Raw genomic sequence first — 12,942 nt, forward strand, 5'->3', positions numbered from 1 at the left:
ACCATGGCCCTCCAGTTCCAGATCATCCCCGTCACACCCTTCCAGCAGAACTGCAGCCTGATCTGGTGCGACCAGACCCTTGAAGCCGCGGTGATCGATCCCGGCGGCGATGTCGACCGCATCCTGGCCGCGGTCGCGACGGCCGGCGTCCGCCTGGTGAAGATCCTGCTGACCCATGGCCACCTCGATCATGTCGGCGGCACCGCAGAGCTCGTCGCCCGCCAGGCCCTGCCGGTCGAAGGCCCTCAGCGCGAGGATGATTTCTGGATCGGCGCGCTGGCCGAGCAATGCAGGATGTTCGGATTCCCGCCCGTGGCCGCCTTCACCCCCTCGCGCTGGCTGGAGGAGGGCGAGACGGTCAGCGTTGGTCGCGAAACGCTCGACGTCCTCCACACCCCGGGCCACACGCCGGGCCATGTCGTGTTCTACAGCCGCAGCGCCGGCCTGGCCTTCGTGGGCGATGTGCTCTTCGCCGGCTCGATCGGGCGCACCGACTTTCCGCGCGGCAACCACGCCGCCCTGCTCGACTCGATCCGCGGCAAGCTCTGGCCGCTGGGCCACGACACCCGCTTCGTGCCGGGGCACGGTCCGATGTCGAGCTTCGGGGAAGAACGTGCCAGCAATCCCTTTGTTGCAGATCGTGACACGTCCTTATGACCTTTGAATACGTCTTGCCGGCTTTGCTAGAATTTGCGCTCTGACACAGGAGGCCCTATGCGTATCGCTGCTCTGGAAGACGATCCCGCCCAACTGCTGGTCCTCACGACCTGTCTGCGCGAAGCCGGCCATGAAGTTCACGAATTCCGCCTGACCTCGGACCTCAAGCGCTTCTGCTCGCGCGAGAGCGCCGACCTTTTCATTCTCGACTGGATGGTGCCGGATCAGACCGGCGAAGAGTTTCTCAAATGGCTGCGTGACGAGCGCAATGACGACACGCCCGCCATCTTCCTGACCTCCCGCGATGCGGAAGAAGATGTGGTGGCCGGTCTGTCTGCCGGTGCGGACGACTTCATCATCAAGCCGCCCAGCCCCCGCATCCTGCTCTCGCGCATTGACGCTGTCATGCGGCGTTCAAAAGCGGTTTCGGTTCCGGCCGTGCTCGATTTCCCGCCCTACCGGATCGACCCGGGGCAGAACGAAATCACCCTGAACGGCGAAGTCGTGGAACTGACCGAGAAAGAGTTCGCGCTGGCCTTCTTCCTGTTCCGCAACGTCGGCCGCTGCTCTCGCGCGGCCACATGTTCGAAGCGGTCTGGGGACGCAATCCCGATGTGCCGACCCGCACCGTGGACACCCACGTCTCCCGCGTGCGCAGCAAGCTGCAGCTGCGGCCGGAAAACGGTTTCCGCATTGTCCCCACCTACAGCTTCGGCTATCGCCTGGAGCAGCTCGACGGCAGCACCGGCGAAGCGGAATAAGCAAGCCTCCGCCCGGCTGCACGACATGAAAAAGGCCGCTTCCGCGGCCTTTTTCATGTGCCCGCCCCTTCAGGCCTGCTTGCGCAGGGCGTCGCGAATTTCGCGCAGCAGCAGCACGTCTTCCGGCGTCACCGGCTCGGCGGCGGGCGCTGCAGGTTCGGCGCGCTTGAGGCGGTTGATCTGCTTGATCATCACGAAAATGACAAACGCAAGGATGGCGAAGTTGATCGCGATGGTGACGAAGTTCCCCCAGGCCAGCACCGGCACACCCGCCTTCTTGAGGTCCGCGAGATTGTTGGCGACCCCTGCCGGCACGCTGCCGAGCACGACATAGAGATTCGAGAAATCGATCTTGCCGACGACGGCGCCCACGATGGGCATGATCACGTCACCAACCATGGAGTCGACGATCTTGCCGAACGCGCCGCCGATGATCACCCCTACGGCCAGATCCACCACATTGCCTTTCAAGGCAAATTCCCTGAACTCGCTGATGAAGCTCATCTTCCCTTCTCCCTTTGATCTGTTCCGGATACGCCACGAAATCACCCCCGTGGCGTGACCCGCCGAATTCTGCATGACAATCCGCTCCGCGGGCAATGTGCGGCCGACCGGAGCGGCCCTGAGTGGGTGTCCGGGAACACCCTGTCACCCTTGGTGGCCATGCAATGGCAGCCCTCGGCTGCCGGGCGCATTCCCGCCCTGCCCATAAGGGCAAGTCGTCCGCTCTGGCGACTTCCGCGTCGGCCCCCAAGGCAGGACGAACCCTGTCACGGGTGGGCCGAAGCGCCGAGTCACCCGGTCCGACCAAGGCCCGAAAGAGCTTGCTCTGACGGGCGAAGCACCGCCAGAGCGGTTCAAGTCCGCGGCCCGACTGCCGTGAACCCCTCCCAATTGAAAGAGAAACATCAACCGGGAGTGCAGCATGCGGATCGTCGTCCTCGAAGACAACCTGACCCAGTCCACGCTGGTCTCAGCCTTGTTGCGCAAGGCCGGCCACGACGTGCATGAATTCACCCTTACCCGCGACCTGCAGCGCTTCTGCGTCCGCGAGAGCGTGGACCTCTACCTGCTCGACTGGATGATGCCGGACATCTCCGGCAAGGACTTCCTCCACTGGCTGCGCAAGGAGCGCAAGGACTTCACGCCGGCCATCTTCATCACCGCGCGCGACACCGAGGATGACATCGTCGAGGGCCTGTCGGCCGGGGCAGACGATTTCATGATCAAGCCGATCAGCCAGCGGGTACTGATGTCGCGGATCGATGCCGTCCTGCGGCGTACCAAGCCGCGCGAACCGGGCGAGGTCCTCAGCCTGCCGCCCTACCGGATCGACACCGCGCTCAAGAGCATCCGCCTGCAGGAAGAAGAGATCGAGCTGACCGAGAAGGAATTCGACCTCGCGCTGTTCATGTTCCGCAATCTCGGCCGCCTGCTCTCGCGCGGGCATCTGCTCGAAGCCGTGTGGGGCCGCAATCCCGCGGTGGCCACGCGCACGGTCGACACGCATGTCTCGCGGGTGCGCGGCAAGCTCCAGCTGAGGCCGGAAAACGGCTACCGCCTGGTACCGACCTACAACTTCGGCTATCGCCTCGAGCGCGTCGAATCCGAGGACGGTGAGTCCCGTCCGCCGGCCAGCGAGGCCGCCTGACGCGCGGCCGAACCCGCCCGGAAGTACGGCATGAGTCGTGCGGTATCATGCTCCGCTCGTCGTAGCGGAGCAGAAACGCTTGAAAATCCGTCTGGCAAACGCAGTGCGCTCACTGGGCTTCCTGCTCGGTGGTCTGATGGCCATCGTGGCAGCCGCGGCCCTGTTCGTGTGGGTCAGTTTTGACGCTGAAGCGGCGGCTGACGCCCTCAGCACGCACTTCCGCGACCAGTACGAGCGCACGCTGATGCTGACCGAGAAGCCGCGTCTGAGCCTGTGGCCGCGCCCGGCCCTGTCGCTCCACAAGGTGTCGCTGGGCGAGTCGGGCCTCAACCGCAACTTCGCCACGGCCACCGACCTGCGCATCGAACTGGCGATCATGCCGCTGCTGCACCACGAATTCGAACTGCGCGGCGTCAGCGCCAGCGGTGTCACCCTGCATCTGCGTCAGCTGCCCACCGGCGAATGGAATGCCGCCGACCTGCTGGCCGCCGATGCTGACGAAGCCCCGCAAGGCTGGTCCGGCAGATTGCAGAAACTGGTGCTGAAAGACGCCCAGGTCAGCATCGAAGCCCTGGGGCACAAGACCCCCATCGAACTCGACGAACTCAACGCCACGCTGACCCTGCCGCCGGACGGCCAGCCCGGCAGCCTGAAGTGGCAGGCGTCGCTTCACGATGCCGGAAACGAAAGCGAGCTGGGCATCAAGGGCCAGGCATCGGTCGTGCTGGAGCATGCGCTGCGCGCAGGGCGCCTCACCGGCATCGGGCTGGAACTCGACGGAGACAGCCACGGCCTGCGCGGCGCGACCGTCAGGATGAGCGTCGATACGCTGAGCTGGCACAAGCTGGGCAGCACCGGCGAGCTTGCCGGACTCAAGCTGCGCATCCGGGGCGCCCAGGGCGCAAACGCGGTGGATTTCAGCACGCAGTGGCCCGCACTGGCCTGGCAGGGCCGCGCGATACGGGGCAAGGACCTGGTCGCCCGGCTGGACACCCGCACCGTCAGCAGCCATGACGAGATCCGCCTCGGCATCCCCAGCCTGCTCGCCGACGCCCCCAATGGCGGGCGAAGCCCGGACGCGAGCCTCGACTGGCAGCACGAAGCGGGCAAGGACAGTACGGCCAGCCTCAAGCTGGCCCTGGAAGCGCGCGTCGACCTGCTTGCCCGCGCAATCGACGCCACCCGGCTCAAGGGCGAGCTTCAGCTGCGCCACCCGGCCCTGCGCGAGGCGCCCGCACGGCTCGGTCTCGACGGCAAGCTGCGCTGGCAGACCGGCAGCCTCGAATTCGACACGACGCTCGCCCATGGCGAGGACCGCCTCGGCCTCAAGGCCAGCCTGCATGACAGCTGGCCACCGGGCGGACGCTTCACGCTTGGCACGGAAGGCTTCGATCTGGACCGCCTGCTGACCAGCGCGGCCGGACAGCCCCTGCCCGCGCTGCCCTGGCTGGCACCGGCCGGCAGCAGCCTCGACGGCCAGCTGAGCCTCGCCGGGCTGCGCTTTGCCGGCCTGCAGATTGCCAGCCTGCAAGGGCCCGTCACGATCCGCGATGGCAACATCGGCAGCGAACGGCTCAATGCCCGGCTCCATGACGGTCAGCTGAGCACCAGCCTGCAGGCCGAAGCGGCCAGCCGGCGCTTCACGCTGCAGGGGGATTTCAGCGCGCTGACGGTCGAGCGCATCGCCGATGAGATGCGGCTGCCGGTTCCGCTGAGCGGCAAGGCCTCCGGCTCGTTCCGCCTCGCCGGCCTGCTCAAGCCCGGCCAGCCGGTCGCCCCGACCCTCGAAGGCGCGCTGCGCTGGAACCTCGAACAGGCCGGGCTGCGCGGCCTGGATCTCGCCGAAGGACTGCGCGAACTCCTGCCGGCGATCAGCGCCGCGCGCATGTCGGCGCGCAGCCCGGGCCAGGATGAACGCACCGAGCTGGGGACGGCCGCCAGCCGCTTCGTGTTCGCCAACGGCCAGGCCAGTGCCGAGCAGATCGAGAGCAAGGGCTCATGGGTCCGCCTCAATGGCAGCGGGCTGGCGGATCTGGCCAGCGGCGGCGTCGACTTCCGCCTCCAGGCGGCCGTGCAGGCCGCGCCCCCGAAAGAGCTGCTCGCGCTGCGCGGCAAGACCGTGCCGCTGCACGTCAAGGGCCCGGCGCTGCAGCCCGATCTGCGTTATGAACCGCCGCCCGCGGGGAAAGGACGGCCATGAGCGGATTCCGGACCTACATCGTCGGCGGCGCCGTGCGCGACCGCCTGCTGGGCCTGCCGGTGCAGGATCGCGACTGGGTCGTGGTCGGCGCCAGCCCCGATGCGCTCGTGGCCGCGGGCTACAAGCCGGTCGGCAAGGACTTTCCGGTCTTCCTGCATCCGCAGACACGCGAGGAATATGCGCTCGCCCGCACCGAGCGGAAGACCGCCCCGGGCTACAAGGGTTTCGTGTTCCATGCCGACGCGAGCGTCAGTCTGGAAGAAGACCTGATCCGGCGCGACCTCACGATCAATGCCATGGCCGAAGACGCCGAGGGCCGGCTGATCGATCCGCATGGGGGCCAGCAGGATCTCGCGGCGCGGATCTTCCGCCATGTCAGCCCGGCCTTCGCCGAGGATCCGGTGCGCATCCTGCGCGTGGCCCGCTTTGCCGCCCGCCTGCCCGCATTCACCGTGGCGCCGGAGACACTGCAGCTCATGCGCGAGATGGTGGACGCGGGTGAAGTGGATCATCTCGTTGCCGAGCGCGTGTGGCAGGAGCTCGCCCGCGGCCTGATGGAAGAGCGCCCCTCGCGCATGATCGAAGTGCTGCGCAGCTGCGGGGCGCTGGCCCGCCTGCTGCCCGAACTCGATGCACTTTTCGGCGTGCCGCAGCCGCCGAAATACCATCCGGAAATCGACGCCGGACTGCACCAGTTGCTGGTCATCGATCAGGCCGCGCGGCGCGGATTTGCGCTGCCGGTGCGCTGGGCCGCGCTGATGCATGACCTCGGCAAGGCCTGCACGCCACCTGAAAACTGGCCGCATCACTACGGCCACGAGGCGCTGGGCGTGCCGCGGGTAGATGCCGTCTGCCAGCGCCTGCGCGTGCCGGTGGACTGCCGCGAGCTGGCCCTGCTGACCGCCCGCGAACACGGCAATCTGCACAAGCTCGGCGAAATGCGGGCCGACACCATCACGCGCCTGCTCGAACGCTGCGACGTGCTGCGCCGCCCCGAGCGCTTCGAGCAGCTACTGCAGGCCACCGCCTGCGATTTCCACGGTCGCCACGGCTTCGAAGACCTGCCGGATCCGCACGGCCCGGGCTGGCGTGCGCTGGCCGACGCCTTCCGCAGTGTGGACGCGGGCCAGATCGCCGCCCGCATCGAAGACAAACGCCAGATCCCGGCACGTATCCTCGCAGCCCGTCAGGAAGCCGTCGCCGCCACGCTGGCCGGCCTGCGCGCAGGCTGACTGCATCCCGCACAGCCGCCGCGCCATGTTCGTCTCCGCCCGTCCGCCCCGCCGCTTGCGTCTGCTGCTCCTCGCTCCGCTGCTGCTGAGCCTGCCGCTGACGGCCGTGGCCTTCGAGCTGCCGTCCTTCGAGCAGGTAAGGGCGAGCCATGTCAGCTCCGACGCGATCCTGCTGGATCGCAGCGGCGTGCCGCTGGCCGACCTGCGTCTGAACGACAAGGTCCGTCGCCTCGACTGGGTGCCGCTCACCGCCCTCTCTCCGGCCATGCGCGAAGCCCTGCTCGCGGCTGAAGACAAGCGCTTCTACACCCACAGCGGCATCGACTGGCTGGCCTTCGCCGGCGCGGCCTGGCAAAACCTCTGGGGCAGCGGCAAGCGCGGCGCCTCGACACTCACCATGCAGCTCGCCGGCCTGCTCGACCCGGCGCTGCGCATGCCGGCCGGACGTGGCGAACGGCGCAGCCTGGCCCAGAAGTGGGACCAGAGCCGGGCCGCCGTCGAACTGGAAAATCACTGGAGCAAGGCCCAGATCCTGGAGGCCTACCTCAACCTCGCGCCCTTCCGCGGCGATCTGCAGGGCATCTCCGCCGCGAGCGAGCTGCTCTTCGATCGCGCGCCAGGACGCCTGACGCATCGCGAAGCCAGTCTGCTGGCGGCCTTGCTGCGGGGGCCGAATGCGGCACCGGCCGTGGTGTCGCGCCGGGCCTGCCAGCTGCTCGCCAACCTGCGCCAGACCACCCCCTGCAGCGAGGTGACCCGCCTGGCAAGCAACCGGCTGGATGCACCGCGCAACCGCTCGCGCTTCACCGCGGCCCCTCACCTCGCGCGCAAGCTCTTGAGGCAGCCGGGTCAGATCCAGAAAACAACGTTGGACGCAGGCGTTCAGACGCGCCTGCGGGCCGTGCTCGCCCTGCGCAACAGTCCGGCCAGCGTACTGGTCCTCGATAACGCGAGCGCCGAAGTGCGTGCCTGGGTCGGTGCACTCGAGGCAAGCGCTGCCGACGGCGTAACCCAGACCTACCGCCTGCCGGAAGGCGTCTGGCCGCTGCTGGCGGCCACCGCCATCGATCAGCGCCTGCTGACCGCAGCGAGCCCGCTGCGCCTGGGCAACACGATCTATGACGCCCATGACGGCCGTGCCCGCACCAGCAGCTGGATGAGCTTGCGCGCCGCGCTGGGCGGCCACCAGACCGCCGCCATGGCGGAGCTTCAGAGCGTGGTGCCGCGCGAAGATCTAGAAGACCGACTGCGCAAGCTGGATCTGGACGCGCCCGGCAGCGACGCCCACGCTGGCAGCAACCTGCTGCAGCTGGCCGCGGCCTGGCGCAGCCTGGCCGCAGGCGGGCAGTGGCAAGCGGCGCGCTGGCAAGCAGAACCCGCCGGCTCGCCCCGCCAGGTCTGGCGCAGCGAAACCGCCTTCATCGTGCAGGACATGCTCGCCACGAACACTGGCGGCTACTGGCAGGCGCGCTGGGTCAGCCATGCGGCAGACAGCGACATCCTGGTGATCGTGGGCGGCACCCCGCGCCTGACCCTGGCGCTCAGTGCGCCAGCACGGGAGGCCGGCGCGCTCTGGCAGCGCGTGCTGCTGGCGCTGGAAGAAGAAAGCCGGGCGCCCACCGTGCCCGAAGGCCTGGTGAGCTCGCTCGTGCGCTTCGAGCCGGCCGACGAAGCGCCCCGGCGCGAATGGTTTCTGCCCGGCACCGCCATGGAACTCGTGACGATGCTGCCCGATGGCAGCCGGGGCCGCATCCTCAGCCCGCAGGACGGTGAAGTGCTGACCCTGCCAGGCGGTGACCCGGCCCGTCGTCACCTGATATTCCGCGCAGCAGGCAATGTTGCGATGCGCTGGTGGGTAGACGGCGAGCCGGCCGGGGACGGCGAACATCTGGCGTGGATCGCCCGACCCGGTCATCATCTGCTCACCCTGACCGATTCCGAGGACCGCCTGCTCCAGCGCCTGCCTTTCTTCGTGCGCGAAGCCGGCCCGGTCCCGCCCGCCGACGATGCCGAACACCCTCCCGCCAGCGCTGGAACTGATCCGGCGCACCCCTGAAGGCGAAGCCCGCCGCACGCCGCTGCTGTTCGTTCACGGCGCCTACGCCGGCGCCTGGCTGTGGGATCGCCACTACCTGCCGTGGTTTGCCGCACAAGGCTGGCAGGCCAGCGCCTTCTCCTTCCGCGGCCATGGTGGCAGCCCCGGCGGCGAGCAGCTCAATGCGCTGTCGATCGGCGACTATGTGGCAGACCTCGCGGCCGTGGTCGCGGCCATGCCGGTGCGACCCGTCGTCATCGCGCATTCGATGGGCGGACTGGTCCTGCAGAAATTCCTGGAGACGGCCGATCTGCCGGGCGCGGTGCTGCTCTGCTCGGTGCCGCCGCAAGGCCTGCTGGGTGCCACGATGAACCTGCTGCTGCGACGCCCGCATGTGCTCTTCGAGCTCAACCGCATCGTCGGCGGCCACGCGCCGGAGCTTGAAACCGTGCGCGAGGCCCTGTTTCACCAGCCGGTCAGCCGGCGCATGCTCGAGGAATGCTTCGCCCACTTCCAGCCCGAATCCATGCGCGCCCTGTGGGACATGTCCGGCTTCGACCTGCCGCGCCCCTCGCGCATGCGCCGGCCGCCCATGCTGATCCTCGGCACCGCGCACGACGCGCTGATTCCCCCGGTTCAGGTCGAACAGACCGGCCACGCCCTGAACCAGCCGGTGCATGTGCTGCCTGACATGGGACACGCCCTGATGCTCGAGCGCGGCTGGGAGAGCGGCGCCCGCCGGATCGCGGACTGGCTGACCGAGCGCGGATTCTGAAAGCGGTCTGGCAAGCGATTCCGCACCGGGCCGTGTGCCCGGCATGCACGCGGCAGCCTCGTCCCGACGTAAAATGTCTGACAACTTTTACCGCTGACGGAAGCACGCATGAACGGCCCGCTGATCACCCTTGAAAACACCTCCCAACGCCTCGGCCTGCTGCCGGAATTCGGCGCCAGCGTCGCTTTCTGGGAGGTCCGGCGCAATCCGGGCTGGCAGGCGATCTGGCGCCCCTACGCGCCGAGCGAGGGCCGCCGCATCATTTCGAGCTTCGCCCTGCTGCCCTGGTCCAATCGCATGATGGGCGGCGGCTTCAGCCTGGACGGCCACTTCTACCCCATGGCAAGCAATCGGGCCGACTCCCCGGTGCCGATGCATGGCACCGGCTGGATGCAGGCCTGGGAAGTGGCAGATCAGACCGCGCACAGCGCAAGCCTGGTCAGCGAGGCCCGCCAGCCCTGCGGCTACCCCTGGCACTACCGCGCACAGCAGGATTTCCGGCTCGAGGGCGACAGCATGCTGATGCGCGTCAGCATCACCCATCTGGGCGAGTCACGCCTGCCCTATGGCCTCGGCTTTCATCCCTACATCCTCCGCGCAGCGGGTGCCCGCCTGCGCTTCGGCGCGCGCACCGTGTGGCCGGCAGAAGAAGGCGTGCCGGTCGGCGACGCCGGGCCGCTGCCCGCAGAATGGGATTTCAATCAGCTGCGCGGGATCGGCGAAGGCCTGATCGATCACAACTTCGGCGGCTGCGATGGCCGCATGACCCTGGAGCGTCCGGACATCGACCTGCGCCTCGAATGGGAAACCACCGCCCCGGCCGGACTGGATACCGCGATCCTGTACCGTCCGCTGCATGGAGACTGGTTCTGCTACGAACCGGTGACCCACATCACCGGCGCCCACCAGCGCCCCGGCCTGCCCGGCCTCGTCCTGCTGGAACAGGGTGAAACGATGACGCTGGAAGTCAGGCAGAAGCTGTCGAGGCTGAGTGCTGAGTGCTGAGTGCTGAGTGCTGAGTGCTGAGTGCTGAGTGCTGAGTGCTGAGTGCTGGGTGCGACACTTATTTCACTGACTGCATCGCCCTAGCTCTATCCCCCCGAAAGCAGGTCAAGATTAAACGTTCAAGCGCGGAGCGTAGCAAAGGCAAAAAGAACCAAGCCTGAGCACAGGATCATTGCCAAACGTACGTCGCGCGCTCCTCACGGGGGCGCGCGCGTAAAAACCTTGTGGATGTCCATCACCTTCCCGTCGTGGTCAGCCCTCGCGCTCCTCACATCTGGCACTGCACACATGGCGGGACGCGCGCCGACGTAGAGGTCAAGGTTGGGTTTCAATCCACGCGCGCCCGGTGAGGAGCGCGCGACATCAAGTCCGCGCAGGAACTCTCCGCGCAAATCGGGTTTCAATCCACGCGCGCCCGGTGAGGAGCGCGCGACTTCGAGCGACAGGGTGTAGTGAGTGCGCTTATTACGTTTCAATCCACGCGCGCCCGGTGAGGAGCGCGCGACCCGGTGGTGGTGCATGCCCCGATCGCGCTCGGCATGTTTCAATCCACGCGCACCCGGTGAGGAGCGCGCGACACTGACGGCTCTCTGTGTCTGCGCGACACGGCAAAGTTTCAATCCACGCGCGCCCGGTGAGGAGCGCGCGACGGGAGCCGTCGACGGCAAACTTCTCATCGAACTTGTTTCAATCCACGCGCGCCCGGTGAGGAGCGCGCGACATCATGCAATACGTAATGCCCTCACTTCCTCGCGGTTTCAATCCACGCGCGCCCGGTGAGGAGCGCGCGACGCCAAATGGTTTCTTGATCTCATCAAGGATGTTGTCGTTTCAATCCACGCGCGCCCGGTGAGGAGCGCGCGACGTGGTTCAGCGGCAGACCCAGATCGTCTATCAGAAGTTTCAATCCACGCGCGCCCGGTGAGGAGCGCGCGACCTTCGTAAAGCTGATGCCTGCAAAGCCCAGAAGGTTTCAATCCACGCGCGCCCGGTGAGGAGCGCGCGACCTACAAGTTTCGATACTACGATACGATCAGGCGGTTTCAATCCACGCGCGCCCGGTGAGGAGCGCGCGACCGCAGGCAAAGCCCTGGAATCGAAGGTCGCATGATGTTTCAATCCACGCGCGCCCGGTGAGGAGCGCGCGACCCCGGCGCGAGCTCGACAGTAGTCTCAGGAAAAGCGTTTCAATCCACGCGCGCCCGGTGAGGAGCGCGCGACCGGTGGGACGGGCAAAATAACCAGTACAACTCGCCGTTTCAATCCACGCGCGCCCGGTGAGGAGCGCGCGACCCAAGACTCCCATCCAGCCCGGTGACTACGTGGCGGTTTCAATCCACGCGCGCCCGGTGAGGAGCGCGCGACCCCCAGATCCGCATAGGTATCGGCGAAGTGCTTGGCGTTTCAATCCACGCGCGCCCGGTGAGGAGCGCGCGACCTCCATGGTGATGTCGGGGCGCACGAGCTCGTACCAGTTTCAATCCACGCGCGCCCGGTGAGGAGCGCGCGACCCACGGGCGCACGGCGTGCGGGGCATGTAGTGCTGTTTCAATCCACGCGCGCCCGGTGAGGAGCGCGCGACCAGCTGTGGTCAGGCCCGTCCGACATATGCAACGCGTTTCAATCCACGCGCGCCCGGTGAGGAGCGCGCGACCACCGTACTGGGCGGGGTCGCCTCGCCACTTCGGACGTTTCAATCCACGCGCGCCCGGTGAGGAGCGCGCGACCTCTCGGTAGGCTTTCAGTTTCATGGTGAGATTCCAGTTTCAATCCACGCGCGCCCGGTGAGGAGCGCGCGACCCTGCAGGATCCCACGAAGTGGATGGATGTAGAGCCGTTTCAATCCACGCGCGCCCGGTGAGGAGCGCGCGACGCCACCGGAGAGAGCGAAGAGGCGAGCTATCACGTTTCAATCCACGCGCGCCCGGTGAGGAGCGCGCGACCGCGTAATATTCGCGGCAATCACATTGCCCTGGTAGAAGTTTCAATCCACGCGCGCCCGGTGAGGAGCGCGCGACGGGAGCCGTCGACGGCAAACTTCTCATCGAACTTGTTTCAATCCACGCGCGCCCGGTGAGGAGCGCGCGACAGAACGACCGCCTCAACATGGCCATCCAGCACCTGTTTCAATCCACGCGCGCCCGGTGAGGATCGCGCGACGCGCCTCATCGATGGGTGGTGACACTGTTGGCTGGTTTCAATCCACGCGCGCCCGGTGAGGAGCGTGCGACTGCTGATCGACTGGCTGTTTTCCCGGATTGAAATTGTTTCAATCCACGCGCGCCCGGTGAGGAGCGCGCGACTTGAAGGTCTGGCGTTCAGTGCGCCGATCTATGACGTTTCAATCCACGCGCGCCCGGTGAGGAGCGCGCGACCTGGGTGCAGATCCGGTTCTGTTCGTCGCGCAGCTCGTTTCAATCCACGCGCGCCCGGTGAGGAGCGCGCGACCACCCCCAGCCCTTCATGCCTTCCCCCCTGAGGGTGGTTTCAATCCACGCGCGCCCGGTGAGGAGCGCGCGACCCAGGACAAGGCAATGTGCTGGAAAACACATCGCCGTTTCAATCCACGCGCGCCCGGTGAGGAGCGCGCGACCGTAGTCGCTGAAGTCGGCGCCGACCTTTGGCA

9 protein-coding genes, 1 pseudogene and 1 CRISPR repeat array (1 of these 11 cut by a window edge) are annotated in these 12,942 nt (G+C 67.2%); of the genes and pseudogenes, 9 read left to right on the plus strand and 1 reads right to left on the minus strand.

Translation table 11 applies throughout. The annotated features are described in order from the left end of the window. The first annotated feature begins 3 nt into the window (after nucleotides 1-3). The 3 genes and pseudogenes from ABDB87_RS05400 to ABDB87_RS05410 all read left to right on the plus strand — a co-directional run bounded on the left by ABDB87_RS05400 (nucleotide 4) and on the right by ABDB87_RS05410 (nucleotide 1,418). Nucleotides 4-657, plus strand: coding sequence for an MBL fold metallo-hydrolase (locus ABDB87_RS05400; protein WP_345924841.1), 654 nt, complete (start codon nucleotides 4-6; stop codon nucleotides 655-657). A gap of 57 nt (nucleotides 658-714) precedes the next feature. Beyond that, nucleotides 715-993: pseudogene (locus ABDB87_RS05405) on the plus strand (response regulator transcription factor); the annotation flags it as partial. Nucleotides 994-1,238: 245 nt separating this feature from the next. After that, entirely contained in the window at nucleotides 1,239-1,418 is a 180-nt protein-coding gene (locus ABDB87_RS05410; RefSeq protein WP_345924843.1) for a winged helix-turn-helix domain-containing protein, read from the plus strand. Nucleotides 1,419-1,487: 69 nt separating this feature from the next. On the opposite strand, the gene mscL is transcribed toward ABDB87_RS05410, so the two are convergent. After that, nucleotides 1,488-1,922: a large conductance mechanosensitive channel protein MscL gene (gene mscL, locus ABDB87_RS05415; RefSeq protein WP_345924845.1), complete on the minus strand. Its 435-nt coding sequence runs from the start codon at nucleotides 1,920-1,922 to the stop codon at nucleotides 1,488-1,490. 421 nt (nucleotides 1,923-2,343) lie between these two features. Here mscL and ABDB87_RS05420 point away from each other — a divergent pair, with 421 nt between their 5' ends. From ABDB87_RS05420 to ABDB87_RS05445, 6 genes are all read left to right on the plus strand, one after another. Further along, the gene (locus ABDB87_RS05420; RefSeq protein ID WP_345924847.1) at nucleotides 2,344-3,069 is read left to right on the plus strand and encodes a response regulator transcription factor; all 726 of its coding nucleotides are present in this window, start codon (nucleotides 2,344-2,346) and stop codon (nucleotides 3,067-3,069) included. A gap of 79 nt (nucleotides 3,070-3,148) precedes the next feature. Further along, a complete protein-coding gene (locus ABDB87_RS05425; RefSeq protein WP_345924849.1) occupies nucleotides 3,149-5,269 on the plus strand; it encodes an AsmA family protein in 2,121 nt (706 codons plus the stop codon). Then, a complete protein-coding gene (locus ABDB87_RS05430; protein WP_345924851.1) occupies nucleotides 5,266-6,501 on the plus strand; it encodes a multifunctional CCA addition/repair protein in 1,236 nt (411 codons plus the stop codon). Before ABDB87_RS05425 ends, ABDB87_RS05430 begins: the two co-directional genes overlap by 4 nt. Nucleotides 6,502-6,526: 25 nt before the next feature. After that, nucleotides 6,527-8,557, plus strand: a complete 2,031-nt coding sequence (locus tag ABDB87_RS05435; protein ID WP_345924853.1) for a transglycosylase domain-containing protein — start codon at nucleotides 6,527-6,529, stop codon at nucleotides 8,555-8,557. Further along, the gene (locus ABDB87_RS05440; protein ID WP_345924855.1) at nucleotides 8,508-9,311 is read left to right on the plus strand and encodes an alpha/beta hydrolase; all 804 of its coding nucleotides are present in this window, start codon (nucleotides 8,508-8,510) and stop codon (nucleotides 9,309-9,311) included. The genes ABDB87_RS05435 and ABDB87_RS05440 overlap by 50 nt, the downstream gene beginning before the upstream one ends. 108 nt (nucleotides 9,312-9,419) lie before the next feature. Further along, the gene (locus tag ABDB87_RS05445; RefSeq protein WP_345924857.1) at nucleotides 9,420-10,316 is read left to right on the plus strand and encodes an aldose 1-epimerase; all 897 of its coding nucleotides are present in this window, start codon (nucleotides 9,420-9,422) and stop codon (nucleotides 10,314-10,316) included. 325 nt (nucleotides 10,317-10,641) lie between these two features. Further along, nucleotides 10,642-12,942: a CRISPR direct-repeat array (repeat unit 37 nt; unit sequence GTTTCAATCCACGCGCGCCCGGTGAGGAGCGCGCGAC) (it continues 1,544 nt past the right edge of the window).

This window comes from Uliginosibacterium paludis (genome assembly GCF_039631355.1).
Taxonomy (GTDB): Bacteria; Pseudomonadota; Gammaproteobacteria; order Burkholderiales; family Rhodocyclaceae; genus Uliginosibacterium; species Uliginosibacterium paludis.

Coding starts and splice junctions, on each gene's coding strand:
- ABDB87_RS05445 (WP_345924857.1), top strand. CDS start 9,420: ATGAACGGCCCGCTGATCACCCTTGAAAACACCTCCCAACGCCTCGGC.
- mscL (WP_345924845.1), bottom strand. CDS start 1,922: ATGAGCTTCATCAGCGAGTTCAGGGAATTTGCCTTGAAAGGCAATGTG.
- ABDB87_RS05410 (WP_345924843.1), top strand. CDS start 1,239: ATGTTCGAAGCGGTCTGGGGACGCAATCCCGATGTGCCGACCCGCACC.
- ABDB87_RS05435 (WP_345924853.1), top strand. CDS start 6,527: ATGTTCGTCTCCGCCCGTCCGCCCCGCCGCTTGCGTCTGCTGCTCCTC.
- ABDB87_RS05430 (WP_345924851.1), top strand. CDS start 5,266: ATGAGCGGATTCCGGACCTACATCGTCGGCGGCGCCGTGCGCGACCGC.
- ABDB87_RS05420 (WP_345924847.1), top strand. CDS start 2,344: ATGCGGATCGTCGTCCTCGAAGACAACCTGACCCAGTCCACGCTGGTC.
- ABDB87_RS05440 (WP_345924855.1), top strand. CDS start 8,508: ATGCCGAACACCCTCCCGCCAGCGCTGGAACTGATCCGGCGCACCCCT.
- ABDB87_RS05400 (WP_345924841.1), top strand. CDS start 4: ATGGCCCTCCAGTTCCAGATCATCCCCGTCACACCCTTCCAGCAGAAC.